This is a genomic window from Eleftheria terrae, assembly GCF_030419005.1.
GTDB classification, from domain to species: Bacteria; Pseudomonadota; Gammaproteobacteria; order Burkholderiales; family Burkholderiaceae_C; genus Caldimonas; species Caldimonas terrae.
This window is the reverse complement of sequence record NZ_CP106951.1, coordinates 4,559,519-4,583,628: the sequence shown is the minus strand read 5'-3', so window position 1 is coordinate 4,583,628 and position 24,110 is coordinate 4,559,519. Positions and strand designations below refer to the sequence as shown.

Here is a 24,110-nt window from a genome sequence, read left to right as displayed (position 1 = left end):
CTGACCCTGTAGACAGCGACGGGACATCGGCATCGCAGTGCTCAGACTGCCTTGAAGGCCTGGTAGGCGGCGACCAACCCTTCACGCAGCGAGGTGCGCGCGCTCCAGCCCAGCGCCTGCAGGCGCGACACATCCATCAGCTTGCGCGGCGTGCCGTCGGGCTTGGAGGTATCGAACACGATTTCGCCCTGGAAGCCGACCACCTCGCGGACCGTTTCGGCGAGTTCCTTGATCGTGACGTCCTCGCCCACACCGATGTTCACCAGCGGGGGATCGAAGACACCGGTCTTGGACTCGTCACTGCCCAGGAGCGTGTCATAACGCTCGGCCGGCAGGTTCATCAGGAACACGCAAGCGTCCGCCATGTCGTCGCTGAACAGGAACTCGCGCCGCGGCGTGCCGGTGCCCCAGACAGTGACGGTACCGGCCCCGCTCTGCTTCGCCTCGTGGAACTTGCGAATCAGCGCCGGAATGACGTGGCTGGTGTGCAGGTCGTAGTTGTCGCCGGTACCGTAGAGATTGGTCGGCATCACTGCCAGGTACTTGGTACCGTACTGGCGGTTGTAGCTCCAGCACATCTCCACGCCAGCAATCTTGGCCAGTGCATAGGCCCGGTTGGTCGGCTCCAGCGGGCCGGTCAACAGGCTGTCCTCACGCATCGGCTGCGGAGCGAGCTTGGGATAGATGCAGCTGGAGCCCAGGAACATCAGGCGCGCCACGCCGTGGCGGCGTGCCGCCTCGATGACGTTCAACTGAATCGCCAGGTTGTCGCGAATGAAGTCGGCGGGATAGGTGTCGTTCGCAACGATGCCGCCCACTTTGGCGGCCGCCAGGAAAACGTACTCCGGCCGCTCGCGCTCGAAGAAGGCCAGCGTGGCCTGCTGGTCGGTCAAGTCCAGCTCGGCATGCGTGCGCAGCAGCAGGTTGCGGTGACCGCGAGCCTGCAGGTTGCGCACCAGCGCCGAGCCCACCAGCCCGCGGTGGCCCGCCACGAAGATCTTTGCGTTGGCTTCCATGCCTGCCGCCTCACTCGTGGTAGTCGTAGGCCTGGAAACCGGCCATCTTCACCAGCGAGTCGCGGCGCGCGGCGGTGTAGTCGCTCTCGATCATCTCGCGCACCAGTTCCTCGAAGGTGGTGGTGGGGGTCCAGCCCAGCTTCTCCTTGGCTTTGGTCGGGTCGCCCAGCAGCGTTTCCACCTCGGTCGGACGGTAGTAGCGCGGATCGACGCGCACGATCACGTCGCCCACCTTGCACTTGGCGCGGTCACCCTCGACCTTGGTGACGATGCCGACTTCACGTTCGCCCTCGCCTTCGAACTTGACGGTGATGCCCAGCTCCTTGGCCGCACGCTCGACGAACTGGCGCACGCTGTACTGCACGCCGGTGGCGATCACGAAATCCTCGGCTTGCTGCTGCTGCAGCATCATCCATTGCATCTCGACATAGTCACGTGCGTGGCCCCAGTCGCGCAGGGCGCTCATGTTGCCGAGGTAGAGGCAGTCTTGCAGGCCGAGCGCCACGCGTGCGATGGCACGGGTGATCTTGCGGGTCACGAAGGTCTCGCCACGCACCGGGCTCTCGTGGTTGAACAGCACGCCGTTGCAGGCATACATGCCGTAGGCCTCGCGGTAGTTCACCGTGATCCAGTAGGCATACAGCTTGGCCACCGCATAGGGGCTGCGCGGATAGAAAGGCGTGGTTTCCTTCTGGGGGATTTCCTGCACCAGACCGTACAGCTCGGAGGTGGACGCCTGGTAGAAGCGCGTCTTCTTCTCCAGGCCCAGGATGCGGATGGCCTCCAGCAGGCGCAGTGCGCCGATGCCGTCGGCATTCGCGGTGTACTCGGGCTCTTCGAAGCTTACCGCCACATGGCTTTGTGCTGCCAGGTTGTAGATCTCGTCCGGCTGCACCTTCTGCACGATGCGCAGCAGGCTGGTGGAATCGGTCAGGTCCCCGTAGTGCAGGATGAAGTTGCGGTTGTCAACGTGCGGATCCTGGTACAGGTGGTCGATCCGGTCGGTGTTGAACAGCGAGGTGCGGCGCTTGATGCCGTGTACCTCGTAGCCCTTCTTCAGGAGGAACTCGGACAGGTAGGCGCCATCCTGGCCGGTAACCCCAGTGATGAGGGCAACTTTCTTTTGAGTCATCTTGCTATGGTCGTTGAGGGGTGAGAAAGCTCGGTCGCGCTGGCTCAGACGGGAGCCGCGCCGAAAACGCGAGATTGATGTTCTTTGCCGATGGCCGACTGGATGTCGCGCACGAAGGCGCTTTGCACCGAGTAGGCACGGTCGAGATCGGTATCGATGCTGGAAACACGCACCAGCATGCCGTCCGGCACGCGCCCACGCAGCCCGTAGCCGAGCTGCACCAGCTTTTGCTGCGTATTGGACTTGACGACCTGGCCACCCACCACCACCCAGTACATGAGCGGTTCATTGCGATTGCCCAGGCGGGTGGAGAGCTTCTGCACCGGCAGCGAGCGCTCGCCCAACTGCAGCTGGTCGCCATGCTGGGAAAGCACCTGGAAGCCCTGCGCTGGATAGCAAATCTCGGGACGGTGCACCTGCATGCCGTCGGACTGGTCGCCACCATAGGCGACCGACAGCATCACCCGGTCGCCACGGCTGTTGACGTACGTGCGGGCAAGCACCTGGCTGTAGATCTTGTCGAGCTGGGCCTGTACGTCCGGCGCCGGCAGGATCACGGGAATGCGGTCATCGATCCGCCAGTCGCCGAACTGTTTCGGGAACAGCGTTTCCAGGTTCACCCGGTTGCCGGTTTCCGCCATCTTGATGGTGGGCCGTGCCACCACCGCCATTGCAGCGGCCAGCAGCATCAGGCCGGCCACCAACCAGACACGGACTTGCATCTTCATGGGGTCGCCCTCTTCTTGCGGTCGAACAAGCCCAGCAGGCCGTCGAAGCAGAACAGCAAAGCCAGCGCGATCACGAACAGCACCATGCCCGCCGCGCCGTGGATGAAGCCCTGCCCGGCCTCGTCGCCCAGGTGGTACGTCACCAGCACCAGAATCATCACGCGCACTGAATTGGCGATGAAGGCGATCGGCAGGATGCTGGCGACGATCGCCAGGTTGCGCCAGGCACGCCCGTGCTTCATCAGGTAGACGTAAAGCAGGCCGAGCGCGGAAAGACTGAACATGCTGTTGAGACCCGAACAAGCATCAGCGACCAGCAGCTGGTATTGGCCGATGGTGAGCACGACGCCGCTGCGCGCGATGGGGTAACCCAGCTCGTAGAGGACGGTCTCGGCCACCACCGACACCGTGCGCTTCAGCGGGCCGGTGAGCGAATCGATGACGGCCGCCGGCAAGGGCACCATGAAGACAAGGAACAGCAGCGGGAAGGCCACCGTCCGCATGGCGCGCCAGCCGAACAGAATCGCCCCGCCGCCGGCCAGCAGCGGAATCTGCGAGCCAACCTCGAACAGGATGATCTGCTGGGAGCGCCCCAGCACGTACAGCAGCAAGCCAAAGATCAGCAAAACCCATGCCAACACCGAGCGCGTGCCGTCCTGCATGGCAGCGACAAACTCGTCTCGCTTCTGCCAGAAGATCCACAGCGACACCGCGAGGATCAGCGGGCCATGCCCCTGTTCCTCGCTCTTCCAGATGGTGCGCGACAAATCGATGAAGGTCGGAACGTAGAGCACCAGCAGCGCGGCGAGCAGTGGAATGGCCACTGCCAGCCAGGGCCGGGGTGCGGCGGTCACGGGCATGGTCGTCTGCATGTCAGTGCTCGTTCATGATCACGCCGGCGAGCTTGGCGGGGCTGCCGGTCAGGGTGGCCACCAGGTCCTGCAAGCGCGACACCTTGGACTTGCCCTGGCGCGCCACCACCAGCGCAGCGCCGCACTTCGCGGCGATGACGGTGGCGTCGGAGCCGTAGACGGCCGCCGGCGTGTCGACGATCACATGGTCGAACTTGTTCAACAGCTCCCGGATGAGCAGGCCGAAGGCCGGACGCTCCACCAGCTCGAGCGGATTGGGCGGCGTGATGCCCACCGGCAGCACGAACAGGCTGGGCAGGTTGGGCACATGCTTGATCACGTTCGTCTCAGCCCGGCCCGAGAGGATGCCGGACAGGCCGGACGAGGTGTCCAGCTCGAAGACCTCATGCTGGCGCGGGCCGCGCAGGTCGGCATCCACCAGCAGGGTGCGGCCACCCAGCTGCGAGAGCACCACCGCCAGGTTGGACGAGAAGAAGGTCTTGCCGTCGCCCGAGTCGGGACTCACCACCGCCAAGGCCCGGCGCGGCTCCTCGTTCGTGAAGAGCCGCATCATCAGCTGACTGCGGATGGCACGGAAGGCCTCGGCCTGGTGCGAGAAGGGCTGCGTCGCGGTGATCAGCTCCGAACCCAGTTCACGCCGCTGGTCGGGCGCATACGGGTAGTGGAACTGCTGCGACAGCGCGAACATGACGTCGTCGTCACTCGCCAGGCCCAGGGCGACGGCCGCCTCGCCGAAGCGAACGCCCTTCTCGCGCTGGAACTGCAGCACCTGGTCCACCTGGTCGGGGGACAGGTTCTTCTTGCGGCGAATGATGTCGCCGATCGGCCGGTCGTGCACCGCCGAAGACGGTTTGGAGTCCTCGACCGAATTGGGCACCGGATGCAGGTGCGGCGCCGCATTGGCGTCACGAAAGATCGCCATGTCTCAGGTTCCCTTCGGGCGAGGCAGTTGGCCGAGAACACGTCCCGGAATCATCGTGTTGCCACGCTGGCGGGACAGCAGGCCCCGCCGCAGCGGCTTGGGCACCACGCCGAGCACCGGCAGGCCCAGCAGTTGGACCACATCCTCGAAGGAGCGCATGCGGCGGTCGATCAGCTCGAGCAGGAAGGCGGTCGCGATGGCCAGCACCATGCCGACACCAACGGCGAGCACCATGATCAGCGGGATCTTGGGGAAGCTGGCCGAGGTCGGCTCGACAGCCTCGCTCAGCACCGATGCGTTGGTCTGGGTCGTGTGGCTTTCAAGGCTGGTCTGGTTGAGCCGGGCCAGCACCGCGTCATAGGCCCGCTGTGCGTTGGCAACGTCGTTCACCAGTACGGTGGCAGCGTCACGCTGCTCACGCATCTTGAGCAGCTTGGTGCGCTGGGCCTCGAGTGCTGCCCGGACTTCCGCTTCTCGCTGGCGGTTGATGTTGTTGTTGACCGACACGCCGCTGGTCACGCGGCGGGTTTCCGCCTCGATGCGGCTGCGCAGGGTGTTGATGCTCGCCTGTGCCTCGACCACCTGCGGGTGGTTGGCACCATAGCGAGAGTTCAACTCCTGCAGGCGCGCCTCCTGGCGGTTCAGGTCAGCCTTGAGGCCTGAAATCAGCGGGTTCAGCAGCACCTCGCTGATGTTGGCGGTCGTATTGGCCTGAGCTTCGCGGCTGCTGCTGTCCGAGGCCTGGGCCTGGATCTGCACCAGCTGCGAGGACAGCTCCTGCAGGCGCGCTGCCTCGACGTCCAGGCGCTCATCCGTCGCCACCAGCCCGTGTTCCTTCTGGTATTCGGACAGGCGGCTCTGGGCTTTCTCCAGCTGCTCGCGCAGGTGCTTGGCGCGGTCGTCGAAGAAGGAGGAGTACTGCTTGGCCGGCTCCACCCGCAGGTCGAGGTTGGTGTCGATGTAGGCCTTCACGAAAGCGTTCGTCATCATGGTCGAGAACTTCGGGTCCACGGACTCGTAGCTCACCGTCATGATGTTGGACTGGCCGGCCGGCTTGACTTCAAGGTTGCGCAGCAGCGCACCGGCGAGCCAGCCTTCGATCGTTCCGACGCCGCCAGTGGCCTCCCGCCATTGTTCACGGGTTGCGGGGTTCTCCGTCATGCGCAGGTTACGCACCACCCGCTGAGCCACCCGTTCGCTGCGCACGATCTCCATCTGCGTCAGGAGCATGTTGGGCGACCCGGGCAGGATCATGCCGGCGACCGGGTCGGGCGAGCCGACATTCACCACCACCGTAGAGGTCGCCTCGTACTGTTTCGGCAAGGCAAAGGAAACGCCAAGCGCGGTGCAGACGATGAGCAGGAACACGCCGAGGACGACTTTCCAGCGCGCCAGAAGAATGGAGAAGAACTGACCCACAGACATCACGTCACCCTTCTTAGAACAAGCTCTCGCGCACGTAGACGACGTCGCCGTCGCGCAGGATGTCTTCCATTGTCGGCTGGATCACCTGAACACGGCCGTCCGCGCCACGGCGGTGCACCCGCAGGCCCTTTTCAGTGCCGCGCTGGGTCAGGCCGCCGCCGGTGGCCAGCGCCTGCATCACGGACATGTTGCGTTCCAGGCGCAGCGCGCCCGGGCGTTGCACTTCGCCGTAGATGTAGACGGTGGGCATGCGATCGACATACACCACATCGCCATTCAGGATGACGATGTCGTCGCTGCTCTTGCCGGACACGAAGATCGAAGGCAGGTCAATTTCGCTGCGGAAGGGCTTGCCGCCGCGCATGCCGCTGACCACGATGGTGTCGGCACCGGTGCCCGCCACGCCGCCGGCCATGGCCAGCAGGTCGCTCAGCTTGGTGTTGGCCATTTCGAGCGGGTAACGACCCGGGCGGTTCACCTGGCCCAGCACCGAAGCCTGGTTGCCACGCACCTGCACCAGCAGGATGGAGACCTGCGGCTGCTTCACGTAGTTGCCGCTGCGCAGGCCGTCGGCAATGCGCTTCTCGGCCTGCACGACGGTGAGGCCGCCAATCTGCACCTGGCCCAGCAGCGGGTAGGTCACGGCACCGGTTTCCGACACCCGGGTCTCGATGCTGAGGTCCGGGCTCTGGAACACGTTGACGCGGATCACGTCACCGGCACCGATGACGTACTCACGGGTGTTGGCCGACTGCGCGAGCGCCCCCCCGGCCAGCAGAGTCAGGAACAGCGCAGCAAACCATTGACGAATAAGCACAAGCATCATTTGAGTCCAGACAAACCTTTGCTGATGGCAGCGGCGTCGTTGTCAGCCGCTGCGGCGGATCCGGCCGGGGCCGGGGCGGAGGCGGCGGCCACTTCCGGAGCGGCCGCACCCTTGGCTGGCGCACCTTCCGCGAACTTGCCGACGTACTGGATCTCAGCGGTCTGACGCAAGGACTTGATCTCGTCCTCGACCACCTTGCGCTTGCGGTCGTTGAGGATGAACTGCTCGATGGCCGGCCGGGCGCGCACTTCGTCCACCGGCACTTCTCGCGAAGCGACAAGGACGATGGCCTGCATGCCGGTCTCGGTGGGCACCATCATGGCCTGGCCATCTTTCATCTTGTGGAAGGCGTCGAGCATGCTCAGCGGCAGTTGCTCGGCGGCACGGGCCGCCTGGTTGACACCGAACTTGATGTTGTTGGCCTTCAGGTATTCGATGAATTCGCCGGTGGACTTGGCGTTCTTGAGCTGCTCCTGCAGCACCGGCAGCTGGCTCTTGTCGGCCTGGATCGCAATTTCCTGGAGGTTGTAGACACGCCGCTGGCTGAACAGCGCCGGCTTGGTGTCGTAGTAGGACTTGACCTCTTCCGGCGACGGTTTGGAGGCGCCTTCAGCCACCCGCTCCAGGTAGACGCGGGACAGGATTTCGCGACGGGCCGCGTCCATCGCCTGCACCACGCGGGGGTCGCGGTCGAGCTTCAGCTCCTCGGCCTTCTGCACCGCCAGCTGCTGCTCGATCAGGCGCTCCAGGATCGTCCGGCTCGCGGCTTCAGCCTGCTCGGGCTTCAGGCCAGGCTGGCGCTGCAGCATGTGATTGATCTGATGCACCGAGATCTCGGCCTTGTTGACCTTGGCCGCCACCTGGCTTGCCGGCTTGTCCTTGTCCTCGCCGCAGCCAGCAACGAGAAGCGAAACGATCACGGCGGATGCGACGGCGATGCTGCGCATGGCCGTAACTGCGACTGGACGACGCATGGTGCTCATCTTCGAAACTGCTCCCTGCCCTGTTGGGCAATGAATGCTTGTCAAGGTTTGCTTGACCAGGATTTCCACTATTGCGTGGACGATCAAACCCTGCAGTCAGTTCCCAGGACCGCAAAGCGAAGCCGAGTGTACCGGGGGCTCTTCTGTGCAAGGTAACCCCTGGTTAAGGGGCCTGGTGGAAACAAAAAGTCTCACAACTGTGAAAACACCCAGCTTAAGGGGGACGCAGTGCGGCGGCGCCACGACAGGCACGACGGCTGTGGCCGACCAGACTGCAGCGGCGCGCCGGCCGGCGCCTGCTAGCTATTGGAGTGCCTGGACGCCGGCCAGCAGCCAGCCCGAAGAGCCATCCTTCGGCTTAGTGAGGCACCACACTTCGCGAAACGGCGCAGCACCGGAAGTGATTTCTTCCCGGATCATTCCGGAGAACTCCACGTTGGCCAGGAAGGTGGCGCCGATGTCCTCGACCCCCAGCAGCTCGGCCTGAAGCGTGACCACATCGGTTCGATTCGGCTGGTCGCCGCGTTCTTGTAACTGAAGCCTGATGTGGACAAGCATTTCGTCCGTCATCAGGGCGCGCAGAGCACCGAGGTCCGCCCGGTCCCATGCTTCCTGCAACAGCACAAAGTTACTCTTTGCCGACTGCAAAAAACCGGTCGCATCGAAGCCGGCAGGCACTCCCCAGCGAAACTCGCCGGTGCGCGAGGCGATCTCGTCGATGCCGCCGGCACCGTAGTGCACGCTGGACTCCGGCGCCAGCGCGGCCGCTTCGTACTGGCTGCTGGCGAAGGACGAACGTGAAGGCCGCTGGCGCCCTGCGGCGGGGGCCGGAAAGGCAAAGCGGCCGCCGCCACCCGGCAGCCACCGGCGCAGCAACCGCCAGATCAGCCAGAACAGCGAAGCGAGCAACAACACCAGGACGCCGCCACTCATCCAGCCGCTCGCTTCGGGGCCCAGCCCGAGCCCGCCGAACAGGGCCGTGAGGCCCAGGCTGGCAGCCACGCTGCCAAGCAAGGCAGGACGCAAAGAGGCCGACTGGGGTGCAAGGTCGAAGGCTTCCGCAGGGGCTTCGGCCGCACCGGCCACCGGGGTGGAGGGGGAGCGGTCACCGCCGCCGCGCGCGCCGAACACCGCCGCCGGCCCTGCGGCGGTGGGACGGCCGGTGCGAGCCAGCGTGGCCACCGCCGCCTCGCCGAGCTGCTTCGCAGCGACAGGGACCGCGCCGCTCAGAAGCACGCCGGCAAGGCCCACCGCAAGCAATTTCGACAGCGTCTTCACGGCACCAGGCTCCTACTGCAAGGCCGGCCGCGGCCCCGGTCCCCAGCGGCCCTCAACACTTGATGCCCACGTGCAGTGCCACCACCCCTGCGCTGAGATTGTGAACATCGACATGACCGAAGCCGGCCGCCTTCATCATGGCCTTCAGCTCCTGCTGGCCCGGATGCATGCGGATGGACTCGGCCAGGTAGCGATAGCTATCGGCGTCGCCCGCGATCCACTGGCCGAGTCGCGGCAGCACATTGAACGAATACCAGTCGTAGGCCTTCTCGAGCGGCTGGGCCACCTTGGAGAACTCGAGCACGAGCAGCTTGCCACCCTGTTTCAGCACCCGGCACATCTCGGCAAGCGCCTTGTCCTTGTGCGTCATGTTGCGCAGGCCGAAAGCCACGCTGACGATGTCGAAGCTGTTCGATGCGAAGGGCAGGGTCTCGGCGTCGCAGATGGAAGTGGGCAGCACGACGCCCTTGTCGAGCAGGCGATCACGCCCGACCCGCAGCATCGCCTCGTTGATGTCGGTGTGCACCACGCAGCCGCTGGCACCCACCCGCTTGGCGAAGGCCGCTGCCAGGTCGCCGGTGCCGCCGGCAATGTCGAGCACCCGGTGGCCCTCGCGCACGCCCGAGGCGCTGATGGTGTAGGTCTTCCATGCGCGGTGCAGACCCATGGACATCAGGTCGTTCATCAAGTCGTACTTGGAGGCGACCGAGTCGAACACGCCGCGCACGCGCTTGGCTTTTTCCGACTCGTCGACGGTCTGATATCCGAAATGGGTGCTGCTCATGGTCAAGTGATCTTAGATGTGCCCTTGCTGCTTTTTGCCACAACCTCACCGAGGGCTGGGGCCAGGCACTGCAATTCGAGGACGGGATGAGGGGAAAAACCGACACCGGCTGCCCTGAGGCGGCAGCCTGGGGCTTCAGTGCCCGCTGGCGCAGCCAGGGCCGGCCTTGCCGGCCATGGGCGCGTCGCGGTCCAGGCCGGCGGCTGCCAGGCGGGCCTGGTAGTCGGCCCAGAAACGGTCTTGCTCGGCGCCCAGACGGTAAAGGTAGTCCCAGGAGAACAGGCCGGAGTCGTGGCCGTCGCTGAAGACCGGACGGACGGCGTAGTTGCCGATCGGCTCCAGTGCCGTCACCAGCACCTCCCGCTTGCCGGTCTGCAGCACTTCCTGCCCTGGCCCGTGCCCCTGCACTTCGGCCGACGGCGAGCAGACCCGCATCAACTCGAAGGGAATGCGGAAGCTGGCGCCATCGGAAAAACCGATCTCGAGCACGCGCGACGCCTGGTGCACGGTGATCGAGGTGGGCGTGGGAGTGTTCTTGTCGAGGCCGGCCATAAGGGACGGCCCGCGCTCGGCGGGCCGCTCGGGTCAGAAGGTGTAGGAAACGCTGACGTGGAACTTGTCGTCGCCCTTTTCGGGCACCGACGGGTTTTCAGTGCTGTCGGCCCGGCTGCCGGTCACCACGTATCCGTAGTCCGCGCTCAGGCTGGCGCCGCTGGTGTGAGCATAGCGCAGCCCCATGCCAACGCTCGCCAGACGGTCCTTGCGGCGGCGCTCGGGCCGGTCGGTGACATGGCTGCGGATTGCACCCGCATCGACAAACGCCGACGCACGCAAGCCGGGCACCCACTGGGGAGAAAACGCCTCCAGCGTGCCGGAGAGCCCGGAGTCACCGTACAGCACACGGTCCGGCACGCCGCGGACGGAGCCGACGCCACCCAGGCCGAAGCCTTCGCCAGCGATGAGCAGGTCGGGACTCCACTGGCCCTGCACCCGACCCAGCACTTGCCAGCCGCCCGGCAGCTCACGCAGCACCGAGGCACCGCCACGCACGGCTTTCCAGCGCACGGAATCGATGTCGGCGTTCTCGGTCCGGTAGTCGGCGACCCGGTTGGCGCCGCCTGTGGTGACGTTGACGGCCAGTTCGGCGTTGTAGGCAGTGCGTTGCCGCTCGGCTTCCCGCATGCCCAGGTAGGACAGCGTCAGCGGCCGCGAGCGCCGGTCCCGGTTCAGCGGCACGCCGTCGACCGTGGTGCCCTTGTAGAGCTTGTCTTCCCAGGCCACGGTGGCATACGAGCGGAAGCCGCCGTCGGCCACGAAATAGTGGGCATAGCCGATCTTGGCGGTGCGGCCCGCGGCGGTGCTCTTGAATATGCCGTACTCGGTGCCGCTGCCGGTGACACCGAAGGTGCCAATGACGTCGGAATCGGAGAAGCTGGCGAACAGCACACCGCCCAGCGCGTAGAGCGGCGCGCGGTAAGTCAGCCCGATCTGCTTCACGTGCGAAGGCCGGTCCAGCGAGGTGGTGTAGGCCACCCCCAGGACGTGGTCGCGGTTGAACAGGTTGTTGTAGCTGGCCGCCAGCGACAGGCGGTCGCGGCCGGTCTCATGCGTGCCGTTGTTGTTCCAGACCACGCCGGCCGACCAGGGCGCCTTTTCGGTCACCCGCACGGTGGCCTGAATGCTCTCGTCCTCTGGCACCTGCTTGAGCGACACCACCAGCTGGCGAGACGGGTTTTCGTTGGCGACCGCGGTCTCGCGCGCCAGCCGGCGCAGATTGGGCGACTCGCCTTCGCGCAGCTCCGGCAGGGCCGCGCGCACGTTGCTGTCGTCGAAATGCGGGCCGTTGCCCTGCAGTTGCACCTTGCCGATCGAGAAGCGCACGACATTGAGGGTCACGGTGTCGCTCAGGGCCTGCGGTGGCAGCACCACCCGGTAGAGCGAGTAGCCGCGATCCTGCAGCGCCTTCTCCAGCGCCGCGGTGGCCCGCTGCAGCACTTCCAGCGTGGCATCCGACCGCAGGAACGGCGCCAGCACCGCACTCGTCTCGCCGCTGCCCAGCGGGTTGTCGCCGCTGATCGCAAAGCCCTTGATCGAGAAGACCGCCTCCGGCTGGGGCGCCGGCATGGCGCCGCCGGGCGCCTGGGCGGACGCTGCCGCAGCAACGGCCAGCATCGCAGCGGCCACGGCTGCCTGGCGGGGCTGGACAGCGCGTCGGGATGTGAGTTTCATCAATACGTCCCCCTCGGGATGGCAGGGCCGCTTCAACGGCACACCTCGGTGCCGGGCAGCAGATCGCTCAGCAGGCTGTACAGGGCCGGGTTCTCGACGTCCGGCATCGGCGTGCGGTCGAACTCGATGAACAGCGGCAGCGCGCTCGGGCGGGTGGTGTCGCCGGCCGGCGTGGCGTAGCCGGCCTCGCCGCGGCCGAGGTGCAGCACCTCGGTGCCGGTCTGGATTTCGACATGGCCGTCGCGCACATAGACGTACAGGCCTTCCGGATCGGCGCCGATCGGCGCGCTGCCGAACAGGGCCTCGAAGTCGACCTGCACCTCGTCGGGACGCGGCGCGTCGACCGCTGGCGCGGCATCGACCCGCTTCACGCCGTCGGCGCCGACGAACAGGCCCTGGCCCTGGGGCACCAGTTCCTCGCCAGTGCCGCCCGGCGCCACGGCCACCGTGCCCTCCCAGGTGTAGAGCGTGAAGCCGCTGCCCGGCTTGCCGGCCTCTTCGGCGCAAGGGCCGGTGCAGGTCAGGTCGAAGCCGGTGCCGCGGATGCCGATGGTGGCCGTGGCGGTGGCGATGCCGACCCGGCTCGGGTTGGCCTTGCCGATGACGCCGGTGAGCGCGCGCATCGAGCCGCGGGCCAGGCGCACCAGGAAGGAACCCTCGGACGGCGTTTTCGGATCGAAGACAAAGTTCTCGATCTTCAGGCGGCTGTTGGAGCCCAGCGCGGTGCGGCTCTGGTCGCGGAAGGCCAGCAGCGCAAAGGCGCTGCTGCCGGTCTCCACCAGGTCGCCCGGGTAGACGGCGCCGCCGATGGACAGGCGGCGGCGGTTGCCGCTGCCGTCAGCGGCGAAGACATCGCCCTTCAACACCGCGAGCTTGGCGCTTGCCTGCACCGCATTGGGCCGGGTGGGCTGCGACACGCGGGACGATTCCTCGCGGCAGTCGTTGGCGCACAGCCGCGCATCGAAGTCGGTGCCGCGGATGCCGATGGTGGCGGTGGCCGTCTGCACGCTGGCCGCCGAGGGCGCGTTCTTGTTGATGAGTCCCGTGACGGCGCGGAAGCCGCCGCGGAAGAGCTGCATCACCATCGAGTTGTCGCTGGCGTTCTCGCGGTAGCGGTAGGTGCGCAGCACGAGGTCGGAGTTGGGCCGCAGGGTCATGCGGGTGCCGTCCTGCAGCCGCACGATGGCGAACGAGGCGGCACCGGTGCTCAGGCGGTCGCCCTCGTTCAGTGGCAGGCCCTTGCCTAGCGTGCGGGGCGCTTGGCCTTGCAGCTGGGCAAAGCCGACGCCCCGGGCGAAATCGACCTCGCCGACCCGTTGCTGGGCCAGCGCCGGCGTGCCAAGCCCCGCCACCAGCAGTGCGCAGGCGAGCCCGCGCGCCCAGCGCCGGGGAGCCGCGGCGGAGGCCGCGAGGAAATCAACGACAGACATTCTCAGCCTCCACGGCGACCTTGCCGAAATGCTCCGGCTCCAAGACCCGCTGCAGGGCCACCAGCACCTGCAGCACCGGCATGTCCACCTGGCTGCCGTCGTTGCCCGGAAGGCCCGAGGGCGGGGGGGGGGGCGGCGGCGGAGGCGGCGGCGGGGGTGGCGCCTCCATCAGGGCAAAGCCGCGGTTGGTGACACCGTTGCTCAGCGGATCCTCGCTACCGTAGTCGCGGTTGCAGCTGTCGTCGCACTGCACGTTGTTGAGCACCGGCGCGTTCTGGCTGGCAGAGGGGTAGACGACCGCATCGGCGTCCGCGCCCGTACCGCGTTCGAACCGCACCGCCCCGCCGCCTTGCGGCATGTTGAGGGTCAGCGCGTTGCCATAGCGGATGGCGGCATAGGCGCCGTCCCCGGCGCCGCCCCTGAGCGTCAGGCTGGCGGCGTTGATGGTCATGCTGGCGCTTTCGACATGGGCGGCGGCGCCCTGCCCCTCGACGAGCACCTGGCCACCGGCCTGGATGTTCAGGCTTTGCGTGCCTTCGACGCGGGCGCCGATATCACGCCCGTGCACCGTCACGTCGCGGCCAGCCTCGATGCTCAGCGCCTGGTCGGCGAGGACGCTGGTGCCGTTCGTCGGGACGGCGGCCACCGCGCGCAGCGTTTCGCGCAGCAGCACCGGCTCCGGCACATCGGCGCCGATGATCACGTCGCGCGCCGCCTTGAGCGAGACGTCACCCGCCTGCACCTGGGCGCCGGTGCTCACGCGCAGGTCGCTCTTCTCGGACTGCAGGCCCAGCGACTGGTAGCCGCCAAGCGACCGGTCGATGGTCAGCGTGTCGGTGGCGATCAGCACGCCGCGAGAGAAGGTGCTGTCAGAGCCCTCGCTGACCGGTGTGAAGTCGACGTGTGCCGAGCGTCCCGCGCCTTCGAGCCGCAGGCCGAAGTCGCCGCCCAGGAGGGTGGTGGCCTTGATCTGGTCGTCCGCGTCGGAATCGAGCCGCACCGTGATGGCCTGGCCCGCACCGATGCCACCGATGCTGTTGCTCGCCCGCAGCTGCACCGAGCCGGCACCGCCCTCGTAGGCGTGCAGGCTGCCCTGGCCGGAGCTGCCGTTGAGGATGTTGCGGCCGCTGCCGACGTCGATGCGGCGGCCGGAGACCGCGCCGTCCACCACCACGTCGGTGCCGCTGTTGAGCTCGATCGAGCCGCCGCCCTCGGTCTCGCCGCCGTTGGCGGTGCCACCGGCCACCCGCATCGTGGTGCCACTGCCGATGGCGACCCGGCCGTCATGGAAGCCGTTGGCCGCGGCAGTGAAACTGACGTTGTCGATGCGGTTCTGGGTGCTGAAGAGTTCGATCGAGCCCGCCTCCAGGCGCAGGTCGCGGGCGCCGATGTACCCGCCCTGGTTGAGGATCCTGCCGGCGCTCAGCAGTTCGACACGGCCAATGCGGCCGCCGTCGTCCAGGTCGACGAAGGTGGACGCAGAGGCGCCTTCGATGCGGATGTCGCCCGGTGCAGCATCGCCACCGCCGCTGTGGTTGTCGATCACAAGCGTCTTGGCCGTGATACGGGCCAGCTCGTCGGAATTGAGCTGCAGCACCCCTTCTCCATCCGGCCGGACCGCATGCGTGTCGGCGTTCAGCACCACGGTCCGGGAGAAGTTGTTGATGAAGCTCACCTGGTCAGCCTGCAGGCTGCCGTCGCCCGGCAGGCCTTCGGCGCTGCGGGCGATCTCGAAGGAGTTGAGGCCGATCAAGCGAGCCTCGCCCCCCGCCTGCACCGCACCGACCAGGGCAACGCCGTGGTTCTCCTGGCCGTCGACTTCCAGCTTGCCAGCGACCTCCAGGCCGCGGACCACCACGCTGCCGCTGCCCTGCACCTCGGCCCCCAGACCGACCAGGTTCGAGGCCGTGAGCGTGAGGTCGCCGCCCACCGTGCCCCAGACATTGCCGTCGAAGTAGCCCAGGCTCACGTGGCCGGTCGGCGACGAGGTCTGCACATGCAGGACACCCGCCGGGCCGAAGCCGCCCTCGACGTCGCCGGAGCGGGTTTGCACGCTGCTGGCCGAAATGGCGCCCACCGCCTGCAGCTGGACGTCGCCGCCGTCGCTGCTGAGGTCGTTCAACTTCAGCGTGGCCAGCTGCGGCCCGCGGCTGGTGTCGCCATCGTCGCCGGCGATCAGCGTGATGTTGCCCAGGTAGGTGGAACCGGAGACGAAGCTGTTGGTGAGGACACGCGACGGCCCGTCGGTGGCCAGGTCGATGCCGCAGGCCAGCCCGGCGGCACAGCTGCCGTCGGTCGTGCGCAGGTAGAGCGACACGCCGGAATTGAGCGACAGCTCGCCTTCGCCGCCCCAGCCTTCGGTGGCGATGGCACGGGTGGCTTCGATGCTCAGCGTGCTGCCGAAACTGCCGAAGCGCTCGATCTCGTCCTCGTAGACGACGGTGGTGCCGCCCGGGTTCTCGTCGATCGGGATGCTGCCGTCCGAGAGCGTCGAGGTGGAGTTGCCACCGGCGCGGATCACCACCGCCTCCGGATCGAGCAGCCAGGTACCGCCCTGGCCCTTCGGCGCGGACACGTCCGGCAGGCCGCTGCGGCTGAGCGTCTTGCCGGAGGTCTCGACCTTGCCGCCATTGCCGCCTTGCGCGCCGCCGCGCGCGCTGATCGCACCATGGGCAGCGGTCTGTCCCTGGGACCACACCACCACCGTGCCGCCATCGCCGACCTCGATGGCGTCGGCCTTCAGGGTGGCGCCGCGGCGGACGCGGGTGGTCTGGGCGTTCTCGACCCGGCTGTCCTTGCCCTGCCAGCCGCCGCCCACCAGCACCTCGCCACCACCACGGGTGCCGGAGGCGTCGAGCAGCGCGCCGTCCTGCAGGTCGGTGCGCGGGCCGGTGACCACGATCTGTCCACCATGCTCGCCACGGCGGGCCGTCACGCTGCCGCTCACCTCGACGCTGTCCCTGGCCTTCAGCCAGACCTGGCCGTCGACGGTCTCGACGGCATTGGCCTGCACGCTGCCGCGGTGCTTCAGCGTGCCGGCAAACATGCCGACGGCGCCCGCCTCGACGGAGCCGAGGTTGAGCACGGTGTCGCTGGCGTTGGCGACTTCCAGCTGCACGCCTTCCAGGCCGCGACCGGTGATGGTCACCGACTGGCCCGCGGCCAGCACGGCATGGCCGTTCTCGACCTTGAGGGCACCTTCGTTGGTGATGTGAGGGGCCACCAGGTAGACGTCGCCGTGGGCCTGCACGACGCCGGTGATGGCGATGCCGCCGGGCACGCCGTCGGCCTGCAGGCGGATCTTGCCCGCCTTCCAGTCAGCGTCGCTGATGTTCAGGGTGGAGGCGGTGAAGCCCGCCGTGTCGATGACCGCACCGCGGCCGAACACCACGCCCGCGCTGTTGACGAGGAACACCCGGCCGTTGGAGCCGAGCGACCCGAGGATCTCGCTGGCCTTGCCACCGGTGACCCGGTTGAGCACCGCGCTGGCCGCGCTCTGCTGCTGGAAGTAGACGCTCTGTCCGCGGTCGATGCCGAAGCTCTGCCAGTTGATGATGGCACCCGGCGTATTGGCGATGTGCAGGTGCGAGCCCTGCTGGCTCACCTGCGCCTGCCCGTGCACCACCTGTGCCCCCTGCGGCAGCGCGTGCAGCACCGGTGCCGCAAAGCCAAGCGCGAGCGCCGCCACCAGCGGCTGTGCCGCGAAACGCCGGGCCGACCGCGGCGTGCGCCGCGCAGCAGGCAGGGACGGTGGTGTGCCGGCGCCGGCGGGCACGACAACCCGGGGCACCTTGGTAAACGACATACGTGCGGTCATTGAGCTCTCCCTCCGCGTCCCGGCGAAGGCGGGAACCAGCGGCGCGCGGCCATGACGACCCCTACCCCGGGGCCGCCGCGCAAAGCCCTGGGATTACATCACCGAAGCACGCCGCCTCCAACCCTTGTGTCAGGGATTTCGGGGAGGCCCCCCTCAATGGGGGACAAGCGCCTGCCGGATCGCCTCGTCCACCTCGGCCAGCGGGCGGGCCAGGCGCGGCAGCGCACCGCCAGCGACCTCGCGTTGCCTCTGGCCCCAAATGGGCTGGGGGAAGTGGCTGTCCCAGTCGAAGCGGGCGATCACGTGCCAGTGCAGGTGAGGCACCATGTTGCCCAGCGCCGCCAGGTTGACCTTGGTCGGTGCCAGGCAACGGCGCACCACCGTCTCGACGGCAGCCACGGCCTCCAGGCATTCCCGACGCTCGTCGGCGCCGAGATCGCTCAGTTCGGCGCGGTGCTCGTTCCAGATGACGCGCCAGAAGGCCGGGAAGTCGCGGTCCTCGGCGCGGATGACGCGCCAGCGGGGCTGCTGCAGCACCAGCAGCCCGCCCGGCGAGCGGCACAGTTCACAATCGCTGCTGTCGTGCCCGGCCGCCGGCCGCGCCTTGTCCTGCATCTCGTTTGCCATGGTGTTCTTCCAGTTTTCGAGCCGGGCCCGCCGGTTGCGGCGTGCGCCCGGCCTTGCCCGGCGCGACGGCCCGCATTATCGCGGCGCACGCGGGGCCGCCCCCGCAGGGAGCCGCCGATGACGGCGGCCGAGGCGCTCGCCCTCGCCCGCCAGGCCCTGGCGGGCGCGGACTTCCAGTCGGCCTGCCGGCTGTTCGAGGCGGTGCTCGATGCCCTGCCGCCCGAGCAGGTGACGCCTTCCATCTGGTTCGGCTATGGCTGCACGCTGGCTGCCATTGGCGAGCTGCGCGCCTCCACCGAGACGGTGCGCTACATCGCTGCCGAGGAACGGCATGCCCTGCTCGCCCACCCGCAGATCGACCGGGCGCTGTCCGAGGTGCTCGCCATTGGCTGGGACGCCCACCAGATCCAGGCCCTGCTGTGCGCCTTCGCGATGCGCCAGGGCCGCTGGGAGTACCGGCCCGCCTTCACGGCCGCCCTGCAGACCATCGCCGGCCAGCGGGCCGGCGTGCCGCTGCACCGCTCGCTGGTGTTCGACGCCTTCTCCTTCGGCCGCGAGGATGCCCTCATCGCCGCACTGTCACGCCGCTTCGCCGACGATTACCGCCCGGCCGCCCGGCCGGCGCCGCTGCCCCCGCCGCCTCCGGGCGAGGCCACGCGGCGCCTGCGCATCGCGCTGCTGTCAGGCGAATGGCGCCGCCATCCCACCTACTACCTGCATCGTGACCTGGTGGCCCGGCTCGACCGCCGCCAGCTGCACCTGACCGGCGTCTACCTCGACGCGCGCCAGGACCGCTACACCGAGGACATGCGCAGCCTGTGCGACGACTGGCGCGACTGGCCCGGGCTGGACGCCGCCGACATCGCCGAGCAACTGCGCGCCGAGCGCTTCGACATCCTCTGGGTGCTGGGCAGCTTCCAGGAAACACCGATTGCCGAGGTGCTGCCCTGGCGCCCGGTGCCGATTGCGATCAACGGACTGGCCTCCTACTACCCGCACGGCCGAGGCCTGGTCGACTACACCGCCTGCGACCCGCTGACCGTGCCGCCCGACGTGCGCCACCACTGGGACGAGGCGCTGATCGAGCTGCCGGCCACCACCTTCGTGCTGGGCGAACTGATGGAGCAGCGCCCGCAGCGTCCGAGCCGGGCCGAGCTGGGCCTGCCGGACGGCAAGCTGGTGCTGGCCGCCACCCACCAGAACTACAAGTGGTCGCCCGAATGCGCCGACCTGTGGGCGGCGGTGCTGCACCGCTGCCCCGATGCCGTGCTGTGGCGTGTGCGCGTGCGGCCGCACCCGGAGGCTGCCTGGCAGGCAGCGATGGCGCAGCGCGGCATCGGCCCGGAACGCCAGGTGGTGTGCCAGACGGTGGACTGGCCGGAACACATGGCGCGGCTCGGCCAGGCCGACCTCTTCCTCGACGCCACGCCGATGGGCGGCCACACCACCCTGCTGGAGGCGCTCTCGCAAGGACTGCCGGCCGTGTCGCTGCGCGGCAGCGGCCCGGCCGGGCGCATTGGCCACGCGATCCTGGACGCGATGGGACTGGGCGAGGCCTGCGTCGACACGCCACGCGCCTATGTCGACCTGGTGGCCCGATGGGCGGCCGACCCGGCGCTGCGCGAACGGTGGCGGCAGACGCTGCGCGAGCACCAGCCGGACGGCACCCGCCCCGGCGCCGCCCGCAACCCCGCCCTGCAGGCGCGCTGGTGGGAGCAGGCCTTCCGGCGCGCCTGGCTGCGCCATTGCCAGGGACTGCCACCACAGTCGTTCAGCGTGCGGCCGGAATGACAGGCGTGGAACGGGCGATTCGCTCATGCCCGCGCCAGACCCGACGACCAAGCGCGCGCCAGGCCGGTCCAACAATGAAAACGCCCCGCGGCTGCGGGGCGTCGCAAGGGGCGGCGCTTCGGCCGGTCAGACCAGCACGCGCTCGATGCCGCCGTCGTTGGCCTGCTTCACGTACTCGGGCAGCCACTGCTGGCCCAGGATCTGGCGCGCCATCTCGACCACGATGTAGTCGGCTTCCAGCAGCCCGTTGTTCAGGTCGTTGCCATACCGGCTGAGGCCTTGCAGGCAGCTCGGGCAGGAGGTGAGGATCTTCACGTTCTCCCGGGCGCCCACCGCGCCGCTGGCGCGCAGGGCGGCCTCGCCCTTGCGCAGCTCCTCTTCCTTGCGGAAGCGGATCTGGGTGGAGATGTCCGGCCGCGTCACGCCCAGCGTGCCGGACTCGCCGCAGCAGCGCTCGTTCTTCTGCACCTGCTCGCCGACCAGGGCTTTGACGGTCTTCATCGGGTCCTGCAGCTTCATCGGGCTGTGGCAGGGGTCGTGGTAGAGGTAGGCGCCCTTGGACTCGATCTTCAGGCCCTTCTCCAGCAGGAACTCGTGGATGTCGATGATGCGGCAGCCGGGGAAGATCTTCTCGAACTCATAGCCCTGCAGCTGGTCGTAGCAGGTGCCACAGCTGACCACCACGGTCTTGATGTCCAGGTAGTTCAAGGTGTTGGCCACGCGGTGGAACAGCACGCGGTTGTCCGTGATGATCTTCTCGGCCTTGTCGAACTGGCCCGAGCCGCGCTGCGGGTAGCCGCAGCACAGGTAGCCCGGCGGCAGCACCGTCTGCACACCGGCATGCCAGAGCATGGCCTGGGTGGCCAGCCCCACCTGCGAGAACAGCCGCTCCGAGCCGCAACCGGGGAAATAGAACACCGCCTCGCTGTCGGCGGTGGTCGACTTCGGGTTGCGGATGATGGGGACGTAGTCCTTGTCCTCGATGTCCAGCAGCGCCCGGGCGGTCTTCTTCGGCAGGCCGCCCGGCATCTTCTTGTTGATGAAGTGGATCACCTGCTCCTTGACCGGTGCCGGGCCCACGGTCGCCGGCGGCTTGGCCGTCTGCCGCCGGGCCAGCCCGCGCAGCACGTCGTTGGCCAGGCGCTGGGCCTTGAAGCCGACGTCCACCATCGCGGTGCGCAGCAGCTTGATGGTCTCGGGGCGGGTGGCATTGAGCATCATCATCGCCATCTTGTTGCCCGGGCGGAAGCTCTTCTTGCCCATCTTGCGCAGCAGGTTGCGCATGTTCATCGACACGTCGCCGAAGTCGATCTTCACCGGGCAGGGCGTGGCGCACTTGTGGCACACCGTGCAGTGGTCGCCGACGTCCTCGAACTCCTCCCAGTGCTTGATGGACACGCCGCGGCGCGTCTGCTCCTCATAGAGGAAGGCCTCGATCAGCAGCGAGGTGGCCAGGATCTTGTTGCGCGGGCTGTAGAGCAGGTTGGCACGCGGCACATGGGTGGCGCAGACCGGCTTGCACTTGCCGCAGCGCAGGCAGTCCTTGATGGAGTGCGAGATGGCGCCGATGTCCGACTGCTGCATGATCAGCGACTCATGCCCCATCAGCCCGAAGCTGGGCGTGTAGGCATTGGTCAGGTCGGCGAACAGGCCGGGCTCGCGCATCAGCTTGCCCTTGTTGAAGCGGCCCTCGGGATCGACCTTGCGCTTGTAGGCGGTGAAGTCGCGGATCTCCGCGTCGGTGAGGAACTCCAGCTTGGTGATGCCGATGCCGTGCTCGCCCGAGATCACGCCATCCAGGCTGCGCGCCAGCTTCATGATGCGGCCCACTGCCTCATGGGCGGTCTGCAGCATCTCGTAGTTGTCGCTGTTGACCGGGATGTTGGTGTGCACGTTGCCGTCGCCGGCATGCATGTGCAGCGCCACCCAGACGCGGCCGCGCAGCACGTCCTTGTGGATGCGCCGGCATTCCTCGATCACCGGCGCAAAGGCGGCACCCGCGAAGATGCCCTGCAGCGGCTTCAGCAGCTGGGTCTTCCAGGAGGCGCGCAGGCTGTAGTCCTGCAGCTGCGCGAAGTAGCTGCGGCCAGTGTCGGGCTGCACGCGGTCGAGCTGGGTCAGCCAGCGCTGCCACAGCCCGCCGACCTCGCGGATCACCGCCAGCGCCTGCTGCACCCGGTCTTCCAGCAGCTCGGCGCTAGGGATGTCGTTGGCGTCGTCGGTCTTGCCCAGCGGCAGGCTGCCGGCACAGAAGAAGGCGTCCAGCCGCTCGACCAGCGTGAGCTTGTTGCGCAGCGACAGCTCGACGTTGATGCGCTCGATGCCCTCGGTGTATTCGCCCATGCGGGGCAGCGGGATCACCACGTCCTCGTTGATCTTGAAGGCGTTGGTGTGGCGCGAGATGGCCGCAGTGCGCTTGCGGTCGAGCCAGAACTTCTTGCGCGCGTCGGGCGACACCGCCACGAAACCCTCGCCCGAGCGGCCGTTGGCCAGGCGCACCACCTCGGAGGCGGCGCGGGCCACCACGTCCGGATCGTCGCCGACGATGTCGCCGATCAGCACCATCTTCGGCAGGCCATTGCCGCCGACGTTGCGCTTGGACTTGGTGGCATAGCCCACCGCCTTCAGGTAGCGGTCGTCCAGGTGCTCCAGCCCGGCCAGGATGGCGCCGCCGCGCTTCTGCTCGGCGAACATGAAGTCCTTGATCTCGACGATGCTGGGCACCGCGTCCTTGGCGTTGCCGAAGAACTCCAGGCACACCGTGCGGGTGTGCGCCGGCATGCGGTGCACCACCCAGCGGGCGGAGGTGATCAGGCCGTCGCAGCCCTCCTTCTGGATGCCAGGCAGGCCGGCCAGGAACTTGTCGGTGACGTCCTTGCCCAGGCCCTCCTTGCGGAAGGTGCGGCCGGGGATGTCGAGCCGCTCCGTGCGCACCGGCGTCTTGCCGTCGGCCTCGAAGTAGCGCAGCTCGAAGCTGGCCACCTCGACGTCGTGGATCTTGCCCAGGTTGTGGTTCAGCCGCACCACCTCCAACCACTGGGCCTCGGGCGTCACCATGCGCCAGGAGGCCAGGTTGTCGAGCGCGGTGCCCCACAGCACGGCCTTCTTGCCGCCAGCGTTCATTGCGATGTTGCCGCCGATGCAGGAGGCCTCGGCCGAGGTCGGGTCGACCGCGAACACATGGCCGCCGCGCTCGGCCGCATCGGCCACCCGCTGCGTCACCACGCCGGCCTCCGTGTGGATGGTCGCCACGGGGCGGTCCACGCCCGGCAGCGCCACCAGCTCGACCTCGGTCATCGCTTCCAGCTTCTCGGTGTTGATGACGGCCGATTGCCAGGTCAGCGGGACCGCGCCACCGGTGTAGCCGGTGCCGCCGCCGCGCGGAATGATGGTCAGGCCCAGCTCGATGCAGCCCTTCACCAGCAGGGCCGTCTCGGCCTCGGTGTCGGGCGTGAGCACGACGAAGGGGTACTCCACCCGCCAGTCGGTCGCGTCCGTCACATGCGAGACGCGGCTCAGGCCATCGAACTTGATGTTGTCGCGTGCGGTATGCCGGCCCAGCACCTTGATGGCGCGGCGGCGCAGCTCGGCCACCGTCTCGAACTGGCGGGCGAAGCTGCCCACCGCCTCGCGGGCCACCAGCAGCAGCTCGCCCACCAGCGCGTCGCGCCCGGAGTCGGCCCCCGGCGTGCGGCGGCGCTCGACCTCCTTCAGGCGGTGGTGCAGCGCGTCGATCAGCAGCTGCCGGCGCCTCGGATTGTCGAGCAGGTCGTCTTGCAGGTAGGGGTTGCGCTGCACCACCCAGATGTCGCCCAGCACCTCGTAGAGCATGCGGGCGGAACGCCCGGTCTGGCGCTCCTCGCGCAGCCGGCTGAGCAACTCCCAGGCCCGCGGGCCGAGGATGCGGATGACGATCTCGCGGTCGGAGAACGAGGTGTAGTTATAGGGGATCTCGCGCAGCCGCGGCGATGCGTGGGCCGCATCCAGGTCGGCGGCGATGTCCTTGAGGGGGAGCGGGGCGTTCAAGGGGGCTCCGGGCGCGTGGGGGCGCGGTTGTAACGGCACTTAAACAGCAATCGTACCGCAGTGCAGCAGCTGCCCCCCGCACCGGGGCTTCTGCAAAAGTGCTTTGACCAAATGCTTCAGAGCTTCTGCAGTTGCCGAACCACTTCGTAATTTGGCTACTTAGTTAGCTGTCACTACAGCAACTACATAGGTAACCACTTGAGAAGGACTCGGGAAAACCTGAA

General features: G+C 67.8%; 17 protein-coding genes. 1 reads left to right on the top strand and 16 read right to left on the bottom strand.

The window, feature by feature from the left end:
- Positions 1-41: 41 nt before the first annotated feature.
- The 15 genes from N7L95_RS20475 to N7L95_RS20405 all read right to left on the bottom strand — a co-directional run bounded on the left by N7L95_RS20475 (position 42) and on the right by N7L95_RS20405 (position 18,069).
- The gene (locus N7L95_RS20475) at positions 42-1,016 is read right to left on the bottom strand and encodes a GDP-L-fucose synthase family protein (protein ID WP_301257091.1); all 975 of its coding nucleotides are present in this window, start codon (positions 1,014-1,016) and stop codon (positions 42-44) included.
- Between the two features lie 10 nt (positions 1,017-1,026).
- Positions 1,027-2,148, bottom strand: a complete 1,122-nt coding sequence (gene gmd, locus N7L95_RS20470) for a GDP-mannose 4,6-dehydratase (protein ID WP_301257090.1) — start codon at positions 2,146-2,148, stop codon at positions 1,027-1,029.
- Between the two features lie 44 nt (positions 2,149-2,192).
- Positions 2,193-2,876 (bottom strand): exosortase-associated protein EpsI, B-type, encoded by a 684-nt coding sequence (epsI, locus tag N7L95_RS20465; RefSeq protein WP_301257089.1) that lies wholly within the window; start codon positions 2,874-2,876, stop codon positions 2,193-2,195.
- Positions 2,873-3,748, bottom strand: coding sequence for an exosortase B (gene xrtB / locus N7L95_RS20460; protein WP_301257088.1), 876 nt, complete (start codon positions 3,746-3,748; stop codon positions 2,873-2,875). Before xrtB ends, epsI begins: the two co-directional genes overlap by 4 nt.
- A 1-nt stretch (position 3,749) precedes the next feature.
- Positions 3,750-4,670 (bottom strand): polysaccharide biosynthesis tyrosine autokinase, encoded by a 921-nt coding sequence (locus N7L95_RS20455; RefSeq protein WP_301257087.1) that lies wholly within the window; start codon positions 4,668-4,670, stop codon positions 3,750-3,752.
- A gap of 3 nt (positions 4,671-4,673) precedes the next feature.
- Positions 4,674-6,095 carry a chain length determinant protein EpsF gene (epsF, locus tag N7L95_RS20450; protein ID WP_301260202.1) on the bottom strand — a complete coding sequence of 474 codons (1,422 nt, stop codon included), beginning with the start codon at positions 6,093-6,095 and terminating at the stop codon, positions 4,674-4,676.
- A 13-nt stretch (positions 6,096-6,108) separates the two neighbouring features.
- Positions 6,109-6,921, bottom strand: coding sequence for a polysaccharide export protein EpsE (gene epsE / locus N7L95_RS20445; protein ID WP_301257086.1), 813 nt, complete (start codon positions 6,919-6,921; stop codon positions 6,109-6,111).
- Entirely contained in the window at positions 6,918-7,868 is a 951-nt protein-coding gene (locus N7L95_RS20440; RefSeq protein WP_301257085.1) for an EpsD family peptidyl-prolyl cis-trans isomerase, read from the bottom strand. The genes epsE and N7L95_RS20440 overlap by 4 nt, the downstream gene beginning before the upstream one ends.
- Before the next feature lie 339 nt (positions 7,869-8,207).
- Entirely contained in the window at positions 8,208-9,182 is a 975-nt protein-coding gene (locus tag N7L95_RS20435) for a Tim44 domain-containing protein (RefSeq protein WP_301257084.1), read from the bottom strand.
- Between the two features lie 52 nt (positions 9,183-9,234).
- A complete protein-coding gene (gene ubiE / locus N7L95_RS20430) occupies positions 9,235-9,966 on the bottom strand; it encodes a bifunctional demethylmenaquinone methyltransferase/2-methoxy-6-polyprenyl-1,4-benzoquinol methylase UbiE (protein ID WP_301257083.1) in 732 nt (243 codons plus the stop codon).
- Positions 9,967-10,101: 135 nt separating this feature from the next.
- A complete protein-coding gene (locus N7L95_RS20425; RefSeq protein WP_301257082.1) occupies positions 10,102-10,518 on the bottom strand; it encodes a gamma-butyrobetaine hydroxylase family protein in 417 nt (138 codons plus the stop codon).
- Positions 10,519-10,551: 33 nt separating this feature from the next.
- A complete protein-coding gene (locus N7L95_RS20420) occupies positions 10,552-12,195 on the bottom strand; it encodes a ShlB/FhaC/HecB family hemolysin secretion/activation protein (RefSeq protein WP_301257081.1) in 1,644 nt (547 codons plus the stop codon).
- A gap of 32 nt (positions 12,196-12,227) precedes the next feature.
- Positions 12,228-13,625 (bottom strand): FecR family protein, encoded by a 1,398-nt coding sequence (locus N7L95_RS20415; RefSeq protein ID WP_301257080.1) that lies wholly within the window; start codon positions 13,623-13,625, stop codon positions 12,228-12,230.
- Positions 13,612-17,430: a two-partner secretion domain-containing protein gene (locus N7L95_RS20410; protein WP_301257079.1), complete on the bottom strand. Its 3,819-nt coding sequence runs from the start codon at positions 17,428-17,430 to the stop codon at positions 13,612-13,614. Before N7L95_RS20410 ends, N7L95_RS20415 begins: the two co-directional genes overlap by 14 nt.
- Positions 17,431-17,595: 165 nt before the next feature.
- Positions 17,596-18,069: an HIT family protein gene (locus tag N7L95_RS20405; protein WP_301257078.1), complete on the bottom strand. Its 474-nt coding sequence runs from the start codon at positions 18,067-18,069 to the stop codon at positions 17,596-17,598.
- A 117-nt stretch (positions 18,070-18,186) separates the two neighbouring features.
- Here N7L95_RS20405 and N7L95_RS20400 point away from each other — a divergent pair, with 117 nt between their 5' ends.
- Positions 18,187-19,860 carry an O-linked N-acetylglucosamine transferase, SPINDLY family protein gene (locus N7L95_RS20400; protein ID WP_301257077.1) on the top strand — a complete coding sequence of 558 codons (1,674 nt, stop codon included), beginning with the start codon at positions 18,187-18,189 and terminating at the stop codon, positions 19,858-19,860.
- 126 nt (positions 19,861-19,986) lie between these two features.
- Here the strand turns inward: N7L95_RS20400 and N7L95_RS20395 are convergent, their stop codons facing one another.
- Positions 19,987-23,886, bottom strand: coding sequence for a DUF3683 domain-containing protein (locus N7L95_RS20395; protein WP_435870033.1), 3,900 nt, complete (start codon positions 23,884-23,886; stop codon positions 19,987-19,989).
- Between the last annotated feature and the right edge of the window lie 224 nt (positions 23,887-24,110).